Source organism: Shewanella glacialimarina, assembly GCF_020511155.1.
Lineage (GTDB): Bacteria > Pseudomonadota > Gammaproteobacteria > Enterobacterales > Shewanellaceae > Shewanella > Shewanella glacialimarina.
Genome location: NZ_CP041216.1, coordinates 781,097 through 805,692, shown reverse-complemented (window position 1 = coordinate 805,692; position 24,596 = coordinate 781,097). Strand labels below are relative to the sequence as shown.

Annotated in this window: 14 protein-coding genes; 9 read left to right on the top strand and 5 right to left on the bottom strand. The window is 40.3% G+C overall.

Translation table 11 applies throughout. The features are described from left to right. Nucleotides 1-187 precede the first annotated feature (187 nt). Complete coding sequence (locus tag FJ709_RS03360; protein WP_226413450.1) at nt 188-2,371, bottom strand: winged helix family transcriptional regulator; 2,184 nt, start codon at nt 2,369-2,371, stop codon at nt 188-190. Between the two features lie 401 nt (nt 2,372-2,772). On the opposite strand from FJ709_RS03360, the gene FJ709_RS03355 reads away from it, so the two are divergent. Further along, nucleotides 2,773-5,697, top strand: a complete 2,925-nt coding sequence (locus FJ709_RS03355; protein ID WP_226413448.1) for a TonB-dependent receptor domain-containing protein — start codon at nt 2,773-2,775, stop codon at nt 5,695-5,697. A gap of 614 nt (nt 5,698-6,311) precedes the next feature. Continuing rightward, nucleotides 6,312-7,523 (top strand): porin, encoded by a 1,212-nt coding sequence (locus FJ709_RS03350; protein WP_226413446.1) that lies wholly within the window; start codon nt 6,312-6,314, stop codon nt 7,521-7,523. A gap of 111 nt (nt 7,524-7,634) precedes the next feature. Here FJ709_RS03350 and FJ709_RS03345 read toward each other — a convergent pair whose 3' ends face one another. Further along, on the bottom strand, nt 7,635-8,060 hold the full coding sequence (locus FJ709_RS03345) for a CBS domain-containing protein (protein ID WP_226413444.1): 426 nt from the start codon (nt 8,058-8,060) through the stop codon (nt 7,635-7,637). Nucleotides 8,061-8,445: 385 nt separating this feature from the next. Here FJ709_RS03345 and FJ709_RS03340 point away from each other — a divergent pair, with 385 nt between their 5' ends. The 3 genes from FJ709_RS03340 (at nt 8,446) to FJ709_RS03330 (ending at nt 14,905) form a co-directional block, all read left to right on the top strand. Beyond that, entirely contained in the window at nt 8,446-9,744 is a 1,299-nt protein-coding gene (locus tag FJ709_RS03340) for a diguanylate cyclase (protein WP_226413442.1), read from the top strand. Nucleotides 9,745-10,323: 579 nt separating this feature from the next. Further along, nucleotides 10,324-12,597: a catalase/peroxidase HPI gene (gene katG, locus FJ709_RS03335; protein ID WP_226413440.1), complete on the top strand. Its 2,274-nt coding sequence runs from the start codon at nt 10,324-10,326 to the stop codon at nt 12,595-12,597. A gap of 391 nt (nt 12,598-12,988) precedes the next feature. Then, a complete protein-coding gene (locus FJ709_RS03330) occupies nt 12,989-14,905 on the top strand; it encodes a methyl-accepting chemotaxis protein (RefSeq protein ID WP_226413438.1) in 1,917 nt (638 codons plus the stop codon). A 186-nt stretch (nt 14,906-15,091) separates the two neighbouring features. Here FJ709_RS03330 and FJ709_RS03325 read toward each other — a convergent pair whose 3' ends face one another. Together FJ709_RS03325 and FJ709_RS03320 are read right to left on the bottom strand one after the other, a co-directional pair. Continuing rightward, the gene (locus FJ709_RS03325; RefSeq protein WP_226413436.1) at nt 15,092-17,281 is read right to left on the bottom strand and encodes a malate synthase G; all 2,190 of its coding nucleotides are present in this window, start codon (nt 17,279-17,281) and stop codon (nt 15,092-15,094) included. Between the two features lie 283 nt (nt 17,282-17,564). After that, nucleotides 17,565-18,515: a LysR family transcriptional regulator gene (locus tag FJ709_RS03320; protein WP_226413434.1), complete on the bottom strand. Its 951-nt coding sequence runs from the start codon at nt 18,513-18,515 to the stop codon at nt 17,565-17,567. A gap of 110 nt (nt 18,516-18,625) precedes the next feature. Here FJ709_RS03320 and FJ709_RS03315 point away from each other — a divergent pair, with 110 nt between their 5' ends. Then, the gene (locus FJ709_RS03315; RefSeq protein ID WP_226413432.1) at nt 18,626-20,206 is read left to right on the top strand and encodes an isocitrate lyase; all 1,581 of its coding nucleotides are present in this window, start codon (nt 18,626-18,628) and stop codon (nt 20,204-20,206) included. A 332-nt stretch (nt 20,207-20,538) separates the two neighbouring features. On the opposite strand, the gene FJ709_RS03310 is transcribed toward FJ709_RS03315, so the two are convergent. Next, on the bottom strand, nt 20,539-21,474 hold the full coding sequence (locus FJ709_RS03310; protein WP_226413430.1) for an AraC family transcriptional regulator: 936 nt from the start codon (nt 21,472-21,474) through the stop codon (nt 20,539-20,541). A 493-nt stretch (nt 21,475-21,967) separates the two neighbouring features. Here FJ709_RS03310 and FJ709_RS03305 point away from each other — a divergent pair, with 493 nt between their 5' ends. From FJ709_RS03305 to FJ709_RS03295, 3 genes are all read left to right on the top strand, one after another. Continuing rightward, the gene (locus FJ709_RS03305) at nt 21,968-22,882 is read left to right on the top strand and encodes a nuclease-related domain-containing protein (RefSeq protein WP_226413428.1); all 915 of its coding nucleotides are present in this window, start codon (nt 21,968-21,970) and stop codon (nt 22,880-22,882) included. 79 nt (nt 22,883-22,961) lie between these two features. Beyond that, nucleotides 22,962-23,666 (top strand): hypothetical protein, encoded by a 705-nt coding sequence (locus tag FJ709_RS03300; RefSeq protein WP_226413426.1) that lies wholly within the window; start codon nt 22,962-22,964, stop codon nt 23,664-23,666. Continuing rightward, nucleotides 23,659-24,579 carry a DEAD/DEAH box helicase gene (locus tag FJ709_RS03295; RefSeq protein WP_226413424.1) on the top strand — a complete coding sequence of 307 codons (921 nt, stop codon included), beginning with the start codon at nt 23,659-23,661 and terminating at the stop codon, nt 24,577-24,579. Before FJ709_RS03300 ends, FJ709_RS03295 begins: the two co-directional genes overlap by 8 nt. The last annotated feature ends 17 nt before the right edge of the window (nt 24,580-24,596 follow it).

The window sequence follows — 24,596 nt, the reverse complement described above, 5'->3', positions numbered from 1 at the left end:
AACTTCATTATTGGCATAATAAACAATACAATCTAAGTACGAAAAATTATAAAAAATGGTTTAGAAAATTACCACTTGAGGTGCTATTCATCAAAAATATGCCCTCTATAATATCTCTTGAAAGCAGATGAAACTCATCAATAAACCATTCAGATATAAAATTCAGTTAAAGTCGACGGCACTATTTTCAGTGCATCAAGATTTTACTGACATCGGATTCATCGCGTATCTGCCGCTGTATTAAAATATTGAGTGACGATGAAATCGAGAAAATAGGTGCATCTGTAATATTAAAATAATATACAGGCTGCTTAATCCCCGTTTTAAGATTCAATTTCTCTATATGCAATTTATCCTGACTGATAGGCATGTAGTAAAGAAACTCATTCTCTATTTGCCACATTCCTTGGCCGCTGTTGGCCTCAACGCCTAAATAGTCAATTTTGTGGGTAGCTAAGTTGTATACGCCGATGTCGCTGCTGTTATGCTGACTGAAATATAATTTTTCATCCACTATTTGAAAGTGGGCAATAGAGGCGGGCAAGACGACCTCATTCTGAGTATGGTTACTCAGATTATAAAAGGTTAATTCATTATTATTTTGGCCGTTTAAAATAGCTAATTCTGTATTATTTATCCACCCGATTTGTTGTGAGTTAAGCATATCGATTTCGGTTAAATTAGCATCATCAAATGAATAAATCACAATAGCGCGCTTGGTCGTCATCACAATATGTGAATCATCAGGTGACCATTGTATTGGCTTTATTAATAGTTCTTGTTCCGGCAATGGTATTTTGCTAATGGTACTATCATTACGACTTAACCAGACTTCATTGCTTCCAGTTCTATTACTAAAAAAAATAAACTGTTCAGAATGATGAGAAAAAACAGGCATAAATTCGTCTCGCGATGATATTGCCACCGGCTGCTCTTTACCATCACTTGCCACCTTGATCAAATTAGTGCGAGTTTGACCATGACTAACATAAATATTATCGCCATCTACAGCATTGAGTAATGTAATGTCCTTTATGTCGGTTACGACTTCTGTTCGAGCCATACCTGTTGAATCAGTGGTGAATAACTGCCCAGACTCTAACCACATAAAGTTACCATTATCTAACCAAAGTACGGCATTAATGTTTACACCAGGAAGTATGATACTGCGTTGAGCGATTAATGATGAATTAGAAAACACATTTAACTGCGTTTGGTTGTTGATTAAATTACGACTCAGCAGCGCTATTTCATCACCGCTAGGTGAAAATTGAATGCTAATAAATTTTAAGTGCACATCAGAAAATGCTCGACTGACACTAGGTGGTTGTTGAGGTAAATTAACATCAACAGTCATGGTACTGATGCCTTGGTCTTCTGTCGCTGTCACAATTTGGATTGTGGAGCTATTGATCCAACGTTGATTAACCACATTACCCAAACCGCATGGATACTGTTTTAACAGGGCTAAAGAATGAAAACCAAACACATTAAGTTGGCACCCTCTCAAGTTTAAACGTTCATTTTTACGCAAAAAAACACTCATATATTCTAGATTAGGCGACAATTTAGGAAAACGAATAGTGTCAGCACTTTTATGTAAAACAGCTTGTTTTTCGTTATGCTTATTATTGGCAATGACAGTATACTCAGGCCCATCTCTATTAATATAGACAACCCAATCTCGCGATGTACTGGTGTCATATTCAGCACCTGGTAGGTAAGTATATGCCTCACTGGTTAATTGCTGAGTTTTACCATTTAACCATGTTGAAATTGATGATGCAGATAATACCGTTATTGATCCTATAACGAGTAGCAGTGACATTAAGCTTGTTATAAAACGTTTTTTTGTGTTGGATGGGTTATCAGCTTGCTCACTGTCTATACTAACCGATGTTGAATTTGCTACAGATATTGAATTTGATATAGATGTGGGGTTTGATATAGCTGTTGGATTTGATATCGATACCAAAGGAGAAAGCACAGTGTTTTCTAATGTCTGTTGTGGTGTACTTTCGAACGCCATTAGATTTTCTGCTTTAACAACCTTCACACACAAGCGATAACCTGTACGAGGTAATGTTTGTATGTATTCAATGTTTGGATCTAACTGCGCAATAACTGCACGCAACTGTGATACCGCTCTATTAATGGCATTATCACTGACAATTCTGCTCTGCCACACATGAGTTATCAATTCTTCTCTATTGACAATTTTATGATGACTACGGCAAAAATAGTACAGTAACTGAAATGATTGAGGCTTAAGTTGGACAAATTTATCCGCATGTAAAGCGAGTGTTTGTGTTGAAAAATCTAACGTTAAGCTATTTATTTTATAATTTTTATTTGCTAAAAGCATATCCATTCCGTCGCCACCTAGTGCAATAACAATCCTTTGTTAAATCATATGAAATCAGTAATAAATCACTTTTCACTCATTATATTCGTTTACGTATTTGTTACTCTCGCATGTCAACAATGGATAAACAAAATAATTGACCTGTTCCATCTTTATTGTTGTGCCTGGATATTTTCAAGCGAGCCACGTGCTCGCTTTTTTTTTAGATAATTAACAATGGCGGCGATAATAGCAAATCAATAACAAAAATCACCACATATCACAATCTAATCACCAAAAATCACCAAAAAATCACCTTTTGATTGTTGTTTGTCACACTCCGTTAACAGATGCTCTGCGCAAGCCAATTGAAAGTGCATTGGACCCAAACAACAAAAATAAAAATGGTTATCAGGGAGTATTACCACATGAAAAAAACACAAATGGTGCTAGCAATTAAAATGGCACTACTTGGTGTAACTGTTTCTTCTTCGGGCATAGTGTATGCCGCAGAGGTTGCAGAAGGCGCAAACAATAAAGTAGAACGTATCGCTGTGACTGGTTCTCGTATCAAACGTACCGATTTAGAAACCGCACAACCATTGTTAAATATCAGTCGTGAAGATATTGACCGTTCTGGTTTAAGTAGTCTATCTAACCTACTAAAAGAAGTGTCGACTAACGGCGCTTCACTAGGTTTACAAACCAACAACGGCAACACAGGTGGCGCGGCAACGGTTAGCTTACGTAACTGCGGTTCAGCAAGAACACTCGTGTTAATTAATGGCCGTCGTTGGATCCCGCAATTAGGTGGTAACGTTGACGTATCAACAATTCCATTAGCTGCGGTTGAGCGTATTGAGATATTAAAAGACGGCGCTGCAGCAAACTACGGTACGGACGCAATCTGTGGTGTGGTTAACGTTATTACTCGTAATGACTTTGAAGGCGCTGAATTTGCCGGCACAATCGGCGGCTACGAGCAAGGCGGTGGCCAGCAAGAAACGGCTTCTATTACCTTAGGTAGTCAAGGTGAAAAAACCTCTATTTTAATGAACGTAGCTTACACTCAACAGCAAGAAATTTTGGGTGGCGAACGCGATATTTCTTCTGTGCCTATTTATAACCTTCCAGCTAACATTTCTGGTTCTGGTGGCCGTGCAAGCCCAACAACACCTTATGGACAATATACTGCTACTGTTGATGGCGTTAAAGGTTCGTATACGCTAGACCCTAATAAAGAGGGTTGTGTTGCTAATCAAGACTGTACCAGCGTAGGTGATTTTAGGCTGTATGATCGTCTTAACGACGGTTATAACTTTGCGCCAGTAAACTATGTGCAACAGCCTTCTGAAACAACTAGCTTATACTTACAAGCAGCTCACCTGTTAAGTGATGATATAACCGCTAAAGCAGATGTAATGTACTCAAAAAGAAGTTCTGAAGCACAATTAGCTGCACAACCTATGGGCGGTTTAGCGATTTCTAAAGATTCGACTTACAACCCATTTGATCAAGACATTATTGGCGGTTCATTCCGTCCTATCGTTGCACCTCGCTCATTTTCTGCAGATGTCGATACATGGCGTGTAAGTGGTGGACTTGAGGGTGATTTTGAACTGGCAGATCGTTCTTTTTACTGGGATGCATTTGCCGCATTCTCTGAAACCAGCTCTGTATTCTTGAAAAATGGTTTCTTTGATACTAACAAGGTTAAAAAGGCATTAGGTGCGTCAAGCATTACAAATGGCGTAGCAACCTGTAATGGTGATGCAGCGTGTGTGCCATTAAATATTTTTGGTGGTCCAGACGGTGTTACCCCTGAAATGCTTAAATACATTTCAGTATCGCCTCGCAACTTAGCGTCGCAATCATTGCATAACTATGGAGCCAGCCTTGGGGGTGATATAGTTGAGCTACCAGCGGGTATGCTAGCTATGGTTGCAGGTGTTGAATATCAACGCCATGCAGGTTATGACTCACCAGATCCTTTAACCGTTGCGGGTCAAGTATTAGGTGACAATGCGGCACAACCTACTGAAGGTGGTTTCTCGGTATCGGAAGCATTTGCTGAAACCGCTATTCCACTTCTAGCAGACCTACCGTTTATTAAGAAAATAGAGCTTAATGCTGCGGTACGTGTATCGGATTACTCAAACTTTGGTAACACAACCAACCCAAGCTTTAAACTAACTTACTCACCAAATGATGACCTGATGTTCCGCGCGAGTACTAGCGACGGTTTCCGTGCGCCATCGTTAACTAACTTATACAGTGGTCAAAATGATTCTCGCCCATCAGCTACCGATCCATGTGATATCGACTCTGTAGCTTATACTAACTCTGCGCAAACGCGTGCAAACTGTTTAGCCGCTGGCGTAAGCCCATCGTTTAAACAAAAAGATCCACAATTCCGCGCGAAAGTGGGTGGTAACCCAGAGTTACAACCAGAAACATCGACTTCAAAAATTCTTGGCTTTGTGTATAACCCTAGTCAAATTGAAAACCTAGGCTTAACGTTAGATTGGTATAACGTACAAATTGAGAACGCTATTGGTACTAACACGGCGCAATCTATTGCTGACCGTTGTTACATCCAAGGTATCAGCCAATATTGTGGTTTAATTAACCGCGATATGGTTGGCACGTTAAATGGTAACCCAGGTGAAATATCAAACTTATTAGCATTATCTCAAAACTTTGTTGGTGGTCTTGAAACCGAAGGTTATGACTTAAATGTCACTTACCAGTTCACTACTTCTATTGGTGAATGGCAAGTTAACTGGGACTCAACTTATGTTGATTATGCCGGTGACATAGGTAAACCAAATCGTGGTGAAGTAAACGTTGATGGTAATATCTCAGACGGTAATTATGTTGGTAAGTTGACACCTGGCGCATCAGGCGGCGGCAGTGAGTTCAGAGTTAAATCTAACTTAACATTAGGTTGGAATAATGATGATTTCTTCGCTTCGGTAACGGCTCAGTTCTTATCTAAGCAAACCGAAAACTGTTCTAACGTTATTACCGTTGCAACTGGTTTAAACCAACCTGAACTACGTGATTTATGTAGTAATCCTGACAATATGGCAACAAGTTATGCCTTTAAACCAGGTACTACTGAAGTGGTTGCCACTGAAGTATCTGCACCAGAAAATGAACTATCTCCAACAGTTTATTTTGATACTCAAGCGGGTTGGAATACGCCATGGGAGAGCACTGTATCTGTAGGTATTCGTAACCTATTCGATAAAGAGCCACCACTAGCATACTCAGCCTTTGCTAATACTTACGATCCGTCGTACCGTATTCCTGGTCGCTACTTGTATGCTTCATTCAAACAACGCTTCTAAACTTAGCATCATGACTTTAAATAGGTATTGTTAAAGTCATTATGTGCAAAAAAGACCCTTTTTAGGGTCTTTTTTATTGGCTAAATAATAAGGTATTTCTTGGGCCTGTTGATATTTAAAAGCTCAATTTGGGCACGGATGGGTAACTCTTTATATTATCACTTGATCCCGTTAGCCAAAAAGCCACAATGAAAGCCGCAATGTTGGCGCAAACATCACCGCAATAAGCGCAGCTATTTGGCTGGTAAACTGAGCAGCACGGTCAACTTATTTGGGTACGAATAATCCTAAGCTAGCATGAAGTTAATCACTCTATTGATTCAAAGAATAAATAGAATCATTATTTAACCTTATTTATTTCTCTATCCCTACACTGCAAAAACAATGTTATTTCAATGTAACTATTGTTCCCACCGTGTTTCAATGGTGTTTTTATAGCATTCAATTCTGTTTGTCATCGGTTAATGGGTTAGAAATTGTGACGTTTATCGCCTGTTATAGTATTTTTTGTCTTGGAGGGATTGCTCATCCTTTGCTAATCTCAAATCCAATTAACAAAGACATAAAATAACGAGATGCAGCTTGCAGCCTCAAATTAAAAGGTTAACCACCCAATGAAAACCACACTTTTAGCTACCGCGCTTTCAGCACTGTTTATCGCCCCGACAGTTTCAGCTATAGAAATTTACAAAGATGATAAAAATGCTGTCGAAATTGGCGGCTTTGTTGATGCACGTATAATTAATACTCAAGGTGAAACTGAAGTGGTTAATGGTGCCTCACGTATTAACTTTGGTTTTGATCGTCAATTAACCCATGGCTGGAATGCTTTTACTAAATTAGAGTGGGGTGTAAACCCTGTTGGTAACAGCGATATTGTTTATAACAACCGCTTTGAATCTGTCCAAGATGAGTTCTTTTATAATCGTTTAGGTTATGTCGGGCTTGAGCATGACGACTACGGTACGCTAACCATAGGTAAGCAATGGGGTGCTTGGTACGATGTGGTTTATAACACTAACTACGGTTTCGTTTGGGACGGTAATGCCGCTGGCGTATATACCTATAACAAAGATGATGGCGCTGTAAACGGTGTTGGCCGTGGTGACAAAACTGTTCAGTACCGTAATGCCTTTGGTGATTTCAGCTTTGCCGTTCAAACGCAGCTTAAAAACAGCAGCTTCTATACTTGTGATACAAGCGAAGAAATTAGCCAGGCTGATTGTGAATCGCTATTTCAAAATGGTGACAAAGCAGCGCAGCAAGTTGACTTTAACTACACCTATGGCGGCTCTGTAACCTATAGCGCAACTGACATGCTAACATTTACCGCAGGTATTAACCGTGGTGAGTTTGATGTTCAATTTGGCAATGGCGAACAGACAACCGCTATCGATCTTATTTACGGTGCAGGTGTCACCTGGGGCAACTTTGACAAGGATGGCCTTTATGCTGCTGCTAACTATAACAAACAAGAAAACCATGACACCGATAACATAGGTCGTTTAATCAAAGACGCCTACGGTGTCGAATCATTGTTATCATACAAGTTTGAAAACGGTTTACGCCCATTCATATCGTATAATATTTTAAATGCCGGCAGTAACTATGTTATTCAACCTAACTTTAACGCCGATCCAAACGACGTGTTTAAGCGCCAGTTCGTGGTCATGGGTTTACACTATGTATGGGATACCAACACAGTGTTATATGTTGAAGGTCGCAAAGATTTCAGTGACTTTACTAGCGCCGATCAAGAACAAGAAGCCAGAATGTCGCTATCAGAAGAAGATGGTATCGCCATAGGTATTCGTTACACCTTGTAATAGATTAAACCTGTAGCTTAGTTTTAAACAAACGGCTCAGTATTAAACAAGAAGCCCGAAGTGAAAACTTCGGGCTTCTTTAATAAATCAAACAAATAAAAAATAGTTAACTTACTTTTGCGTCAACAATAACCGCTGGCACAATTTAACAAAATCCGACGAGGTAACAATACCTAGCACCTTGTTTTGATTATCAACCACAGGTAAGCAGCCTAACTTGTTATCAATAAAATATTGCACCACCACTGTTAGCGGTTCATCTAGGCCTAACTTTTGTGGATGATTTTCCATTACATCAGCAATCGGGGTATAGCGCTCTTTTCTATCTAACGCCCCTTGGCCATATTTATTAAGCATGGTTAACACACTGGCAATCATCCTTCTGTGTGTCAGCACCCCTATACATTGACCATTCGTTTCAGAAATCACTGGCAGATGGCGAACATTACGACTTTGCATCAGCTCATGGGCATCTTTAAGGCTAGCCTCATCCGAAATACAAACAGGATTTGGGGTCATGATATCGCATACTTTCATCGTATTACTCCTTTACCGATTTATGCTTAAAGATTAGTCAAAATAATACTCAATAGCGAGAGAAAGCGCTGTCATAGTATTTAAAAATAACCGATTAAATAAAAAAGCTGCTAAAAATTAACCTCATCATAGCCATCTAAATAATCAGACAACAATGAACTGATTAAAAGCATCTTAGATGTTCAAAGAATAGAGTAACACGAAGGAATTAGTCGGTTGTGTTTAACAAATAGAACCAATACAATTTCAACCATATAAAGCGGCATGATTATGTTCATCATGGCAGGTCACATTTGCACACGCTATTTGTAAAGTAGTTGCAATTTCATCTAACACAAAAAGTTTATGCTTGCTTCATTGCATTGCAACTCTTGTAAGGTTAATCATGGCAACACCACCACAAAACAAACAAATTCACATCAATAAATTAATTGAAACACCACAAACGGGTGTAATAAGACTTGATAGAAATTTTGCTATCGTCGCCATTGATGATGTAATTGAAGCGTTATTGCTCTTATTCTTACCAGTAAAACCAATCAAACAACTACTTGGCGAAAGTCACCTATGTGGAAAACAATGGCTTGATATCATAGGCCCGCTTCAAACCTCGCCACAAGGCACACCTTGGTTACAAGCTAATCAAACCCAGTCTGATCAAACATCACTGTTAAAATTAATCAATAACCAAATTGATATGACGTTATCTTTGCGTTATTCACCTGTATTTGACCATCACAGCAACCTACTTGAAATGCTGATATTTATTGTTGTTGCTAAATCAAAACAGCAAATTGAAAAAGATCTAAAAAATGAGCAAGCCTTTTACCGTGCAGTTGTAGATGATATGCCTGCCTTGATATATCGCTACACAACAGAAGGTATAGTCACCCTAGCCAATGCAGCAGTATGTAGTTATTTTGGCGCAAAAGCGGATGAAATTATAGGTATGAGTATCTATGATGTTATGGATGCTGAAAATATCGACAGGGCTAAAAATCACCTAGCCAGTATTACAGCTGAAAACCCAATTTTGGCGCATGAGCACAGTGGTACTGACAGTGTTGGAAACAGAAAATGGTTTCAATGGACCGACAGATTAATTCTTTCAGATGACGGCCAGCCACTCGGTTATCAAGGGATTGGACTTGACCTAACAGAACGAAAAATGTACGAAGAAGAACTATTAGAGTTAGCATCAACAGATATGTTAACAGGCTTATTAAATCGACGTCAGTGCATACTTTTGGGTAAGCAGGCTTTACTCAGTTGCCGACAAGAAAATCATTCATTCTCATTGTTAATCATAGATCTCGATTTATTTAAAAACGTCAATGACAGTTTAGGCCATCTTGCTGGCGACCATGTTTTGCAAAAATTTGCTGCTTTATGTACCAATATACTTGATGAAAGTAACATTATCGGGCGTTATGGTGGCGAAGAATTCATCATAATGTTACCGAAAACTAATCTTAAACAAGCACTTGTAATTGGCGAAAATCTACGCAAAAAAGTTGAAACAATGGAGATTAGCTTAGATAAACATCAATTCAACATCACCATTAGTGTAGGAATAGCCGCCAGTAATGACAGCTTACCTAACTCACTCAACAGCTTGCTTGCAAGTGCTGATGAAGCGCTTTACAAAGCTAAAGCAACGGGTAGAAATAAAGTAGCATACTAAGCGAGCACTCATTAGCAATGAGTGCCACTAATATTCATGCAGGCGCAAGCCATTGTTCTAAAATAATATTTTTTATAACTGTCACAAAACAGCTAAAACCGGTTATTGTCTGGAAGCGCAAAATGCTATCAAAACGAAAAATAGCCAAGTAACCTCCATCAGGGTCTAACCTAGCTACCTCACTGTCGTTAACACTACTCTCAAGCACACATCTTTAAAGCCCTAGCCCTGCTGATCTTTGTGAGTGTATTTCAAATAAAATATTGGATATGTGAGTCAGTTTTTAAAAAGCGACTTTATTGCCACTGATTAAACCCTATCCCCACTTTTTACAAAGCACTACCAACGCTATGCCATGACTCATGTTGACCTACATCATCTTTTTTTCAGATTAGAACAATCGTTTTTATTCGCCCCAACAATTTAAGAACTTACCTATACTGTTATTTCTCAGTCATATTGCAGTAACCTAATTTTGGTCAACAAGCACACAGCGTATTCGCTTGAGTACTTAGGCTTACTGCTTTGGGATTCATTATTTTACACAAAGTGAACATGATTCAACTCAAGGGAATAAACATGAAACCACAAATATTCAATAAAAAAGTCATTACAGTGCTTGTCAGTATGGCGCTGATATCTGGCTCAGCTATAGCCAGTGATGGCGGCAAAGCAGAAATGACCAAGCCTCAAGGCGCAATAGGCACAGGCAGTTCTATTGCCAACCAGGCAAAAACCAATCAATTTTGGTGGCCTAAACAACTTAATTTATCAGCACTGCGTGACCATGACAGTCGCTCAAACCCTTATGGGGCTGACTTTGACTATGCTAAAGCGTTCAACAGTTTAGATCTTGATAAATTGAAACTAGACATTAACGCGCTACTGACAACATCTCAAGATTGGTGGCCTGCTGACTTTGGCAATTATGGCCCCTTCTTCATCCGTATGACGTGGCACAGTGCAGGTACTTACCGAACCCTTGATGGTCGTGGTGGCGCAGGTGGTGGACAACAACGTTTTGAGCCATTAAACAGCTGGCCAGATAACGGTAATTTAGATAAAGCACGTCGATTACTTTGGCCGATTAAAATGAAGTACGGTGAAGCACTTTCGTGGTCAGACTTAATCGTGCTGGCAGGTAATGTGTCGCTTGAAAACATGGGTTTTAAAACCTACGGTTTTGCTGGTGGACGCAGTGATGACTGGGAACCAGACATGGTTTATTGGGGACCAGAGGTAGAAATGCTCGCCAGCGATCGTGAGGATCGAGACGGCAAATTACAACGCCCACTTGGTGCTACTCACATGGGATTAATTTACGTCAACCCAGAAGGCCCAAAAGGCGTCCCCGATCCACTCGGTTCAGCTAAAAATATTCGTGTTGCTTTTGAACGTATGGCCATGAACGATGAAGAAACACTGGCACTGATTGCTGGCGGACACACCTTTGGCAAGATGCATGGCGCGCACAAGCCAAAAGATTGTTTAGACCCAGAACCGGCTGCAGCAGGCATTGAAGAGCAAGGCCTAGGTTGGAAAAACAAATGCGGTAAGGGACATTCAGAAGACACAGTAACCAGTGGTTTAGAAGGTGCATGGACTCAAGCCCCTACGCAATGGACATCATTGTATTTAAGCAACTTACTTAACTTTGAATGGCAGCAAACTCGCAGCCCAGCAGGTGCTATTCAGTGGATACCAACTGATGAGTCATTGCATAAAGTAGTGCCAGATGCGCATGTGGCAGGTAAATTTAACGCTCCAGTAATGACAACCGCAGACTTAGCGCTGAAGTATGATCCTGAATACCGTAAAATTGCTGAACGTTTCTTAGCAGATCCAGAAGAGTATCGCTTAGCATTTGCTAAAGCCTGGTACAAACTTACTCACCGCGACATGGGACCTGCACGTAATTTTTATGGTAAAGAAGTCCCACAAGAAAGCCTGATCTGGCAAGACCCAATTGATCAGAAAACACAATCTAATCTTAATGAGTCGGGTATCAAAACGCTCAAAGGCAAAATTTTAGCCTCTGATTTAACCGTAGCAGAATTAGTCCGTGTTGCCTGGGGTTCTGCTGCAAGCTACCGTGATTCAGATATGCGTGGTGGTGCAAATGGTGCCCGTATTGCACTTGCACCGCAAAAAGATTGGGCCGTTAATAACCCAGCTGAAACCGCTAAAGTGATTAAAACACTGACTGCGATTCAACAAGATTATAACAACAGCTTCTTTAGTAAACGCAGTGTTTCATTAGCAGATTTAATTGTACTGGGTGGCTCAGCTGCGATTGAAAAAGCCGCTAAAGATGCAGGTTATACCGTCACAGTGCCATTTAATCCAGGTCGTGGTGATGCAACACAAGCCATGACAGACGTAAACTCATTTAATTTACTTGAGCTAACATCAGATGGCTTTAGAAACTACTTTGACAGTGAGCAAAGCTACAAGTCACCGGTTGAAATGTTAGTGGATAAAGCAGATCAACTGGCACTATCTGTGCCAGAAATGACCGTATTGGTCGGTGGATTACGTGCATTAGATGCAAACTATCAAGGCGAAAAGCATGGCGTACTGACCCGCACACCGGGTTTGTTGAACAATGACTTTTTCGTCAATTTACTCGACATGTCAACAGTGTGGAAACCATCGTCAGATGAGGGTATATACCAAGGTTTTGATCGTAAAACAGGCGAGCAAATTTGGACTGCAACTTCAGTAGACTTAATCTTTGGGTCTAACTCAGAGCTTCGCTCAATTGCTGAAGTGTATGCATTTGACACCTCAAAGCAAAAGTTTGTGAATGACTTTGTGGCAGCCTGGACTAAGGTGATGAACCTAGACCGTTAAGCTTCACATTGTTGAAAAGTGCTGACAACCTATGTGTTGCAGCACTTTTTCATTAATCACTCGTCATAGAAACACTCTGCATAGCACCCACTAAACTTAGCACTAGAAATTCTCTCCATAACTGATTCAATCAGAACCCAACGGCTTGCAAAAATTAACACATTAAAAACAACCAAGTAACAAATAAAAGCATTTAAATAACAAAAGAAGATCAATAGCCTGCATTTTAACCGCCTAGGTGTTTGTTACATAAAAATAACTGTTTATTTAAAAAACAATACGATAATCACTAATCATCGCAACAACAAAGCCGATATAATAAACAATTAAATTTGGGTCAACCTAAACCACAAACACGCTTTCAGTTTGCAGTGTGTAGGAGTCAATATTCATGAGTTTTCTGTCGACATTATCCATTCGCAATAAATTAATCACTGCCATGCTACTGGCGGTAATAGTATCAACCAGCATAGTGGCTTATGTCGGACAAACTAGTGCCAAAAACGTACTATCCACAAGGTTAGAACAATCAGACATGCCTAACTTATTGCAGCGTATTCGTAACGCTATTGATGGTGAAATTAACCAAATGAGGATAATGACTCAATCAATTGCTTCAAATAGCATGATCAAAATGTGGCTCGAGCAAGGCGCAAGTGTTGAAGGTGAGAAACACCTCATCCAATACTTGGTGCAAACAGCAAGTGATAATGGTTTTAGCAATGCCTCATTTACTGATTACGACCAGCAAAGGCATTGGAATACAAATGGTTTCTTAAGGGTGCTCAAGCCAGATCATGATAAGTGGTTTTTTAACTTTAAAGACAGTGGTAAAACAGAATCAACCAGCATCTATAAAGATAGCAAAGGATCCACTGATATTTATATTAACTACCAACAACCCAATGGCTTCGGCATTGCTGGGGTATCTAAGTCATTTGATGAAATGGTGGATTACCTCAACAGCTTTCAAATAGAACAATCTGGCTTTGTTTATCTTGTCGATGGTAATGGTGTTATCAAGGTGCACCCGAATATCGATTATAAGACTAAACAAACCATTGCCGATTTATATCCTTCTATTAATAGCAATCAACTGGTAAATAAAAGTGACTTCGCCTCAGCTATGGTTGGTCAAGAGCTGATTGCATCAAGCTACATAGCAAGTTTAGACTGGTACATAGTTGCCCAAGTTCCATTAGAAGAACTTTATGCAGGACTAGATGAATCGCGTAATAACATCATCATCACCTTTGTGATAATTGCCGCATTATTTACACTTATTAGTATTTATTTGGGTAACAGCTTAGTGCGTCCGATAAATCAACTGGCAGATACCTTTAAAGAACTAGGTGAAGGCGAAGGGGATTTAACGCAACGACTTAATGAAAATGGCAACGAAGAAATGCGCCGTTTAGCACAAGGCTTCAATGCTTTTATCAATAAGTTACACAATGTCATTCAAGAGCTTGCTACTACTACCTTTGATGTTAACAGCGCATCGCAGCAAGTCTATAAGGATGCGCTGCACTCGACAAAACTCACTGAGGTTCAACGTGATGGTGCCCATCAAGTGTCGGTAGCCATTAACGAAATGGGCAGCACCATTGCTGAAATCGCTAACAATGCTTCTGTTGCAGCACAATCAACCACCGAAGCGACTCAAAAAGCACAGCGCGCGCAAATTGTAGTAGAAGAGTCAAATTCAACTATTAATGACATGGCCACAAACATGGAAAGTGTGTCGACTAATATTGTGATCTTAGCCGAAAAAAGTGATGCGATTTCAAGCGTGTTAGATGTGATTAGAGCGATTTCAGAACAAACTAATTTACTGGCGTTAAACGCGGCTATTGAAGCTGCTCGCGCCGGTGAGCAAGGTCGAGGCTTTGCCGTGGTTGCTGATGAAGTACGCAATCTTGCTAAACGTACCAGCGATTCTACCGATGAAATTCATAAGATGATTTCTGAATTACAAAATGGCGCTAAGGCAGCGGTATCATCGGTACATCAGGGCCGCGAACAGGCCAAACTAGGCGTTCAAGCGTCGCAAAGAACTCATCAAGCTCTTGAAGAAATCGCCGCCAATGTTATACACATTTCAGAGTTAAATATTCAGATTGCCGCCGCCACTGAAGAGCAGTCAGCGGTGATCAACGAGATCAATCAGCATGTGATTAATATTAGTGACAGCAGTGACAGCAGTGACAGCAGCGCCCAAGCTTCAGCCAGTATCGAAGGCTCTAGCGAGGCACTAAAGTCAATGGCAAATACTTTAGATGGTTTGGTAAAACGCTTTAAACTCTAATCAGTAAGGGCAATTGAATGTAGTGACAGGGTGATGATGCATAAAGGATAAACGGTATCACTGATAACTATTGCCAATTTGGAGCTTAAAAAACATTCGACCACAAAAAAAGCCCTAATCTTTGTAAGATCAGGGCTTATTTATTGCGTGACTACATCAACTCAGAGCCAGTATTAACAGTAAAGATTAACCTGCTTTAGCTTGGATTCGATAAGCATGTAGCAAAGGCTCTGTGTAACCAGAAGGCTGTGATTTACCTTTAAAAATCAGATCGCATGCCGCTTTAAAAGCGATACCGTCAAAGTTAGGCGCCATATTAGTGTACAGCGGATCACCTGCATTTTGAGTATCCACCACAGCAGCCATTTTTTTCAACGCGGCCATCACTTGCTCTTCACTGCATATGCCATGCTCAAGCCAATTGGTTAAATATTGCGATGAAATGCGCAAGGTTGCTCTGTCTTCCATCAAGCCGACATTATTAATATCTGGCACTTTTGAGCAACCCACCCCTTGATCAATCCAGCGTACAACATAGCCTAAAATACCCTGGGCATTATTTTCTAGTTCAAAAGCAATTTGCTCCTGCGTCAGTGTTACCCCTTCAGCAAGTAAAGGAATGGTCAACAAACTGTCAATGCTAGCACGTGGGCGTTGCTTAATGTGTTGCTGAACGTCTGCCACATTAATTTGATGATAATGAGTAGAATGCAGCACGGCACCATTTGGCGACGGCACCCATGCGGTGTTTGCACCGGCTTTAGGATGAGCCGATTTTTGTTCAAGCATTGCTGCCATTTCATCTGGCATTGGCCACATGCCTTTACCGATTTGAGCGCGACCTTGTAAGCCACATTCAAGCCCAATATCGACATTCCAATCTTCGTAAGCACTGATCCACTTTTGCTGTTTCATTACCGATTTAGGCACAAACGCGCCCGCTAGCATTGAGGTATGCAACTCATCACCGGTACGGTCTAGAAAGCCGGTATTAATAAACACCACGCGATCTTTCGCAGCCCTAATACACTCTTTCAAATTAAGTGTCGTTCTGCGCTCTTCATCCATAATGCCGACCTTAATAGTATTGCGCGGAAGCTTGAGCGCATCTTCTATCTTAGTAAACAGGTCACAGGTAAATTGCACTTCTTCTGGGCCATGCATTTTAGGTTTTACAATATTCACCGAACCTTTGCGGCTATTACTACGACCATTATTGTTACCTTTAAGGTCGTGCATAGCAGCAAGCACAGTGATCATGCCATCAAGTATTCCTTCAGGCACTTGGTTACCATTTTTATCCAGCACAGCATCAATGGTCATCAAGTGACCCACATTACGCACAAATAGCAAACTTCTGCCGGGTAAAGTGACTGTTTTTACATCAGCATTCTGGTTGGCATTAGCAGCGGTATAGACGCGATCATCATTGAGCTCTCTAACGATCTCTTTGCCATTTTTAGTCAGCGAAGCAGATAAATTACCTTGCATCAAACCTAACCAATTGCGATAAATTTCAACCTTGTCTTCAGCATCAACCGCGGCGACAGAGTCCTCACAGTCCATAATGGTGGTAACAGCGGCTTCAACCAGCAAGTCTTTAACGCCAGCGCGATCGCTGCCACCAATAACACTGCTTGAGTCAATTTGAATTTCGATATGCAAACCATTGTTAACTAACAAAATAGCACTTGGTGCATCAGCACTACCTTGGTAACCCACACACTTTTCTGGCTGGGCTAAGGTTGTAGTCGAGCCGTCAGTTAATTGCACCCGTAACACACCCGCGTCGAGGTAATAACGGGTCACATCGGCATGGCTGCCTTGTGCTAAAGGCGAAGCGGTATCTAAGTGCTGTTTAGCAAAAGCGATAACTTTGCTGCCGCGTACCGGGTTGTATTGTTTAGTGAGCTCCGCGCCACCCTCTTCAGATATCGCGTCAGTACCATATAGCGCATCATACAGGCTGCCCCAACGAGCATTGGCAGCGTTAAGCGCAAAGCGAGCATTTTTGACTGGCACTACAAGCTGTGGCCCAGCTTGCGCTGCTATTTCATGGTCGACATTTTCAGTGCCAATTTGAAAAGCCTCACCCTCAGGCACCAGGTAACCTATTTCAGACAGAAAAGCTTTATATTGTGCAGGGTCAAAATCTTTGGTGGGGTTTTCAATATGCCATTGGTCAATTTGCTGTTGTAGTTGTTGTCTTTTTTCTAACAGCTTCACATTAACGGGCGAAAACTCGTTAATAATGTCCTCAAATTTTGCCCAAAATGTTGCTGAGTCAATGCCAGTACCTGGGCAAATGTCACTGTCGACCAGTTGCCACAATGCTTGCGCTATTTGTAATCCACCTACTTGAATACGTGCTGTCATTTTATATCCCTACCTTAATTCCTGTGCGTTGACCGTAAACTTAGCCTTAAATCATGGCGCTAAATCATTAGCCCTAAATCATTAGCCCAAACTTATTAGCCCAAATCATGCGACTGTTAACAGCTTACTGTTCATACGCAGTAATTCTTTACTGTATATCAAAGTTATCTTATTTATCCAATTTATACTCATTATCACCACTATTCACCAAAGATATGGCGAAATGGGGTTTTTTGGTTAATTTACAACATATACGTAACTAAAAATCACAATAACGGTAAGATTAAACATCGCCTCTATTTATCTCTTCTGCGGTTTTAGTGATAAGTTGACGCATCCACTGATGGGCTGGATTATGCTGAAGCAAAGGGCTCCAAGCCATAGTCAATGCAATGGGTTGGATAATAAAAGGCGGCGGAACAATACTCACCCGATCATTATTGATGTGATGACGCGCCATCTTACTTGGTATGGTTGCGATCAAATCTTGTTGCTCAGCTAACAAACAAGCGGCTTGATAATGGCGAGTAAAAACGGTGATCTGACGTTTCACCCCTATTCGCGTTAATGCTTCATCTACCCAGCCTAAACGCTGAACATCATCTGGGTTCATCCCTACCCCAACGCCCATCCCTGTTTTACTCACCCACACATGCTTAGCCTTTAAATAACTGTCTAAAGAAAACTTCTTTAAAACAGGATTATTTTTACTAATCAAACAGCTAAAGTCATCACTCCATAATACTTTTTGATGAAATGATTGCGGAATACTGTCAAAACGGTTTATCACCATATCGACTCTTCCTTGTTCTACATCAGGGAAACTGACATCACTTGGGGTCATGATATCTAAAATAATGTTGGGCGCTTGAGTACGAAGCTTGGCAATTAGCGGCGGAATTAACGTCGCTTCAGCATAATCACTTGCCATAACACGGAAGACTTTATCACTTTCTAGTGGATCAAATTTGGCACGCGGTTGGACAGCTTTTTCCAGCCCAATAATCAACTCACTGATGATGGGTTGCAATTCATTTGCGCGTTCGGTGGGTGTCATGCCCTGACTGGTGCGAATAAGTAACGGATCATCAAACAAGTTTCGTAAGCGTTTTAGGCCGTTACTCATTGCAGGCTGACTGATCCCAAGCTGGTCTGCAGCTTTAGTCACATTTCTTTCACGTAGTAAAACATCTAAATAAACAAGGAGGTTCAAGTCGATACGAGATACATTCATATGGTGAATACCGAAAATAGTAAGTATAAATTAGGCTTATTTAACCAAATCTAACTATTATTATCAACGTAATCAATTGCCGCTAATCTATTTGTTAAAGGAATATACACATGACTCACTACAACAGTAATATCGATGAAGCTGCTACCTTGATTAATTCAGAAGGTAGTGCATGGAATGCCATCAACCCAGAGTCAGTCGCTCGTATGCGTCTACAAAATCGCTTTAAGACTGGGTTAGACATCGCAAAGTACACTGCTAAGATCATGCGTGAAGACATGGACAACTACGACAAGGACTCATCGCAGTACACTCAGTCTTTAGGTTGCTGGCATGGTTTTATCGCCCAACAGAAAATTATCTCGATTAAAAAGCATCTTTTAACCACCAAGCGCCGTTACTTATATCTTTCTGGTTGGATGGTAGCTGCACTGCGTAGTGAGTTTGGTCCATTACCTGACCAATCTATGCATGAAAAGACTTCTGTTGCTGCCTTGATTAAAGAGCTATACACCTTCCTACGTCAAGCTGATGCGCGTGAACTAGGTGGCCTTTTCCGCGAATTAGATAATGCCAAAGAGTCAGATAAAGCCGCAATTCAACACAAAATTGAAAACTTCGAAACCCATGTTGTACCTATTATTGCCGACATTGATGCAGGTTTTGGTAACGAAGAAGCCACTTACTTGATGGCAAAGCAGATGATTGAAGCGGGTGCTTGTTGTATTCAATTAGAAAACCAAGTGTCTGACGTAAAACAGTGTGGCCACCAAGACGGTAAAGTCACCGTGCCACATGTTGAATTTTTAGCAAAAATTAATGCGGTTCGTTATGCATTTTTAGAGCTTGGTATCGATGACGGCGTGATTGTTGCGCGTACCGATTCATTAGGTGCTGGTTTAACTCAAAAAATTGCTGTCACTAAAGAAGCTGGCGATTTAGGCGATTTATACAATAGCTTCCTTGAAGTTGAAGCGGTTGATGCTGCAAAACTTGAAAATGGTGATGTGGTATTCCAGCAAGGTGGCAAACTGGTGAAACCGGCTCGTCTACCAAATGGCTTATTTAAGTTCCGTGCTGGTACGGGTGAAGAACGTTGTGTACTTGATTGTATTACTTCACTGCAAAATGGCGCTGATTTATTGTGGATTGAAACTGAAAAGCCGCATGTATCTCAAATCGGTGGCATGGTTAACGAAATCCGTAAAGTTATTCCTAATGCTAAGCTTGTGTATAACAACTCGCCATCGTTTAACTGGACGCTAAACTTCCGTCAGCAAGTATTTGATGCGATGCAAAAAGCAGGACAAGACGTATCAGCTTACGACCGCGCACAATTAATGAGTGTCGATTACGATACCACTGAGCTTGCTATCCAAGCTGATGAAAAAATTCGTACTTTCCAATCTGACTCGGCCCGTGAAGCAGGTATTTTCCACCACCTTATTACACTACCGACTTACCATACAGCAGCACTGTCTACCGACAACTTGGCTAAAGAATACTTCGGTGACCAAGGCATGTTGGGTTATGTTGCCAATGTTCAACGTAAGGAAATCCGTCAAGGTATCGCCTGTGTTAAACATCAAAACATGGCTGGTTCAGATATCGGTGATGCACATAAAGAGTACTTCTCTGGTGACCAAGCGCTTAAAGCGTCAGGTAAAGACAACACAATGAACCAGTTCTAACACCGCTTTTATAAACTGATTTTGTAGACTGATCTTGTAAATAGCTTTTATAGAAAGTGCATTAAAACAATAGTGACTAGCTTAAGCGAAGTTTTTGAAGTGGACGTCGCCGACAGCCAAAGCTAAACCCAAAAGGCCTGCTTAAATAAGCAGGCCTTTTTATGTGTCACGCTCAGGTAAAATCGTAGCGGTAACACGTTTCCCCTTTGATCTTTGCCCTTTGCCCTTTCCCCTTTGATCTTTGCAGCAGTATTTCAAATATACAAACAGCAATAATCATCTATGTCCATACTATTGTGTTTGACAACGTTAGCCTTAGCGCCACTTTGCCACTACTGCTTAAACAACATAGCCTTAACTTTAACTCTAATTTCCATCTCAACATAACCATCCACTCTGGCGTCATTCAGATAATGCTCTAACATCGGAAAATTATCAGGCTCAAAGCCGCTATTTGGCAACCAATCAGAATACAAACTCAGCTGAGCTTGAATAGCCTCTTCAGGTGCGCCTTTAAAATACACCACCGCATACTTGCCTTCGGGGATTTCAGTTGTCGTAAACGGTGAATTAACGTCTAAGTTATCACCTATCACTATCGCAGCATCGTAACGGCACTTATCTACTGGCGTCACCGTTGGGTTGTCATAGGCAAACGCAAAACGTTGTTGCTCATCGTGTTTAATGCCATTGTTAGCAGCCCACTCTATAAGCTTGTCCCAAGTGGCAAAAATCGACTCAGGTTGATAACCTCGCGCCGAACTCAACATACACATCCGTTGGCTAACAAAGTCTTTTACTTCCACTTTCATATTTATATCCTTCACATTGGCGTTATTCATCACCTCATTGGTAATGCGACTAGGATACAAATCTGCGGGACAAAACACTTTTCCATACTTGCGGTATATTTTTCCAATCTTGCTATCTTTTACTTTGTCTGGGTTTCTAATTTCAGACGGACTAAAACCAAAGTAGAGTTTTACCGCCTTAGAAAAATTAGCACTGGATGAAAAGCCACAGTCTAACGCCACCTGAGTGATTGACAATTCCGTATTAAAAATCAACATATTGGCAGCTCTTTCAAGCTTACGCCGACCAATGTAATCATTTACAGTCTCGCCCATAATGGCAGAAAAAATACGATGAAAATGATAAGGGGAAAAATAGCTCACTTTCGCCACTTCAGTTAGCGAAATGCTGTCGGTCAAATTAGCCTCAATATACTGAAGCACCCGATCTATTCGTATTTGGTATTCTTTATTCATAGGCTCCACGAGTTCCCGAGCATTAAGTAAGCAGGCATTTAAAAGACAGGCACTAAAAAAACAGGCAGTAAAATAACAGGCACTAACGGGTTTTATTCTGCCACAACACACGCCAACTTTCCCCAGCAGATAAAGCTAACCGATTAACACAACACATTCAGCCATTCATTTACTACCATCAATTAGGATACAAATTAATACAAGTCATTATTCTACAATGACATTTTTGCACTTATTATCACATAAACAGTAAATATTGATTGATAGCAGTAAACAAAATCGGTTACTGTCTGAATACACAAGGAATGCAGGCTCTAATGCAGTAAAAGCGACAAAAGTGAAGCAATCAAAATCAGGGATGAAACTATAGCCACCGCGCTATTGTTTACACAAAGCCACAGCACACCGCTTAACGCCCTCCCCTTTGATCTTTTTGATGCATTTCAAACTGAATATCTTAATCGTTTAGTTTACATCTCGTTCAAGGAAGATAATGACAGCTTTTTCAACCAGCGCAGTTAACAGCGTATTTTCAATCATCATATTGCTTTCAGGTATATATCTGATGGCTCTAATGATGCACTTATTGCTGAAATATCGAGATTACACAGTAAAGCTACCAGTTGATCGTGAACAGCTGTTACGCATTCCTGCATTTGGTTTACAGAATCAAATACAGGACTTACAGATGGATTTAATCTCATGCATGACCATGGCAGTAATGGTGATCTGTTTTCCACTGGCATATGAAAGCATTCAAACACACATTAACCAAAACACCTTCCCGTATACTTTCGCTTTTATTGCAATTATCGGATTAACTTATTGCGGTTATAAAACATGGAAGAACTTCTCAAAACTCACCAAGCTACGTTTAGGCCATACCGCAGAAATCGCCACAGCTAATGAGTTAATTGGCTTACAAGCTTTGGGTTATCAAATCTTTCACGACATACAAGCCGACGGCTTTAACATCGATCACTTAGCCATAGGTAAAAATGGCGTATTTGCCATCGAAACCAAAGGCCGCCACAAGCGACATAAAGACCATACTCAACCCAATCAGAATGGCAGTAAGGGTTACGAGCTTTTCTATAAAGATGGTCGCTTACACTTCCCATCGTGGACAGAAACTAAACCACTAGAACAAGCCACTCGACAGGCTAAATGGGTCAGCCAATGGCTCACTAAAGCTACTGGAGAACAAATCTTTTCCAGCCCAGTACTCGTCTTCCCAGGCTGGTATGTAACCAGTCAAACACGGCCACCGTTTCCGATCATCAGCCACAAACAGCTGGTGAAAACCTTACCCTCTGTCAGGACTCAATCACTCAGCCAACAGCAGGTCGACGCTATTGTGTATCAAGTGGCACAGCGGTGTTTGAGTAAGAGTGAGGTGGTGAAATGATTTATTATCAAAAAAATATTTATCCAAATTACATAAGTAATTTAATTGGTAATTGTAAGCATATTATAAAGGTATGGTTATGAATCTTATCTCTTATACTGAAACAAACATGTCTGATTATGCACATGCTGCAACAGGAAAAATATTTTCAATTGCCATTGACATTACTGACCTAGAATTGCGAGTTAAGGAAATGCTAACCGTGGCATTGGATACTAGTTGGTTGCAACCATTGGATGTAATTGATCGTATGGGTTATGAAGCTCGATCCAAACGGACAGTTGATAAAGTAACTAATGAAATACTTAACAACGTTGAAACCGATATATCAGAAGACTTTGGTGAATATATGGTTTCTGATGTTGCACAAACAGCCCTCAAAAAACATTTGTCTCATATCCGCCTACCTCTAGCAGAACTTATTAAGGAAAAAATATCGGGAAATCCAGGTTTTGATTTTCATACAGAATCACCAGAAGCTTTAGTTGCCTTTGGTGAAGCAAAATACAGTGGTGTAAAAAATGCTCATGGCCGCGCACTTAAACAAATAAATGAGTTTATTCATGATAAAAAAGATATTCAGGAACTCCCAGATATTAGGAGATTTGTTACTGAGGCTGCAATACAAAATGCCGCAGCAGGGAAAAAAGCATATAGTGCTGCATTTTCTATCACTACCGAAGATGTTGCTGTAATAATGGATAATGCTCTGACTTCCGTTCATATGAAGACATTACTGACCTATGAAGCAGTATATTTAATTGGAGTAAAAGTTAGTGCTTAAAAATATAATCCAAGGAATAGGAATTCGAGAAGTTCTTGAAAGTGCAATTAGAGAGTTTCATGAGTCAGGGCCTATAAATATGGCTACGTTAGAAAAATTAAGTTTAATAAAAATTCATTATCCTGATATTTTTAGCGAGTATGAGGCTAAAATCCTTAGCGTTATGGGACTATTTTATAAAATCACTAAACCTAAATCCTTTATAGAATCAGTGTATAAAAATTTAGGAAATACTATAGAAGATCAATTTGGTAAGCCTTTTACTCCTATGCAGGCCAGTGCATACAAATCTATTTCAACAAAAAAATTCTATTCATTTTCAGCACCAACAAGTACTGGTAAGTCTCATCTTTTTAGAGATTTAATAAAAGAAGAACTACATGACATTGTTATCATTGTACCTTCAAGAGCATTGATTGCTGAATTTTATTCATTAGTAGTAGAACTTGTTGGCAAAGAGGTATTGGTTCTACAATTCATTGAAAATATTAATCAACACCATACTGCACGACGGGTATTTATTATTACACCAGAGAGAGGTGTTGAACTTTTTAAATATTCTGATGAATTTGAAATAGGGCTTTTCCTATTTGATGAGGCACAATTATCAGAAGAACCCATAAGAGGCATATCATTTGATGCATTTGTTAGGAGAACTGAAAAATCATTCCCAAATGCCAAGAAGGTATTTGCTCACCCATTTGTATCTAATCCCGAGGCCCAGTTAACTAAACATAGATTTTTCAAAAACTCCAGTTCAAATAGTTTTAAACAAAATAACGTTGGTAAAGTCTACTTATCAAGAGATGAAAACGGTGTTTTCGAATATTTCTCGCCATTTAATAAATCAGCCCATGTGAAATGTGAAATGGATATTGTAGAAAGTACCCTTAAAATGATGGAGCAGTTTTAATCTACATTTCAAAAAGC

Coding starts and splice junctions, on each gene's coding strand:
- FJ709_RS03355 (WP_226413448.1), top strand. CDS start 2,773: ATGAAAAAAACACAAATGGTGCTAGCAATTAAAATGGCACTACTTGGT.
- FJ709_RS03325 (WP_226413436.1), bottom strand. CDS start 17,281: ATGACAGCACGTATTCAAGTAGGTGGATTACAAATAGCGCAAGCATTG.
- FJ709_RS03345 (WP_226413444.1), bottom strand. CDS start 8,060: ATGAAAGTATGCGATATCATGACCCCAAATCCTGTTTGTATTTCGGAT.
- FJ709_RS03340 (WP_226413442.1), top strand. CDS start 8,446: ATGGCAACACCACCACAAAACAAACAAATTCACATCAATAAATTAATT.
- FJ709_RS03330 (WP_226413438.1), top strand. CDS start 12,989: ATGAGTTTTCTGTCGACATTATCCATTCGCAATAAATTAATCACTGCC.
- katG (WP_226413440.1), top strand. CDS start 10,324: ATGAAACCACAAATATTCAATAAAAAAGTCATTACAGTGCTTGTCAGT.
- FJ709_RS03305 (WP_226413428.1), top strand. CDS start 21,968: ATGACAGCTTTTTCAACCAGCGCAGTTAACAGCGTATTTTCAATCATC.
- FJ709_RS03350 (WP_226413446.1), top strand. CDS start 6,312: ATGAAAACCACACTTTTAGCTACCGCGCTTTCAGCACTGTTTATCGCC.
- FJ709_RS03310 (WP_226413430.1), bottom strand. CDS start 21,474: ATGAATAAAGAATACCAAATACGAATAGATCGGGTGCTTCAGTATATT.
- FJ709_RS03360 (WP_226413450.1), bottom strand. CDS start 2,371: ATGGATATGCTTTTAGCAAATAAAAATTATAAAATAAATAGCTTAACG.
- FJ709_RS03300 (WP_226413426.1), top strand. CDS start 22,962: ATGAATCTTATCTCTTATACTGAAACAAACATGTCTGATTATGCACAT.
- FJ709_RS03320 (WP_226413434.1), bottom strand. CDS start 18,515: ATGAATGTATCTCGTATCGACTTGAACCTCCTTGTTTATTTAGATGTT.
- FJ709_RS03315 (WP_226413432.1), top strand. CDS start 18,626: ATGACTCACTACAACAGTAATATCGATGAAGCTGCTACCTTGATTAAT.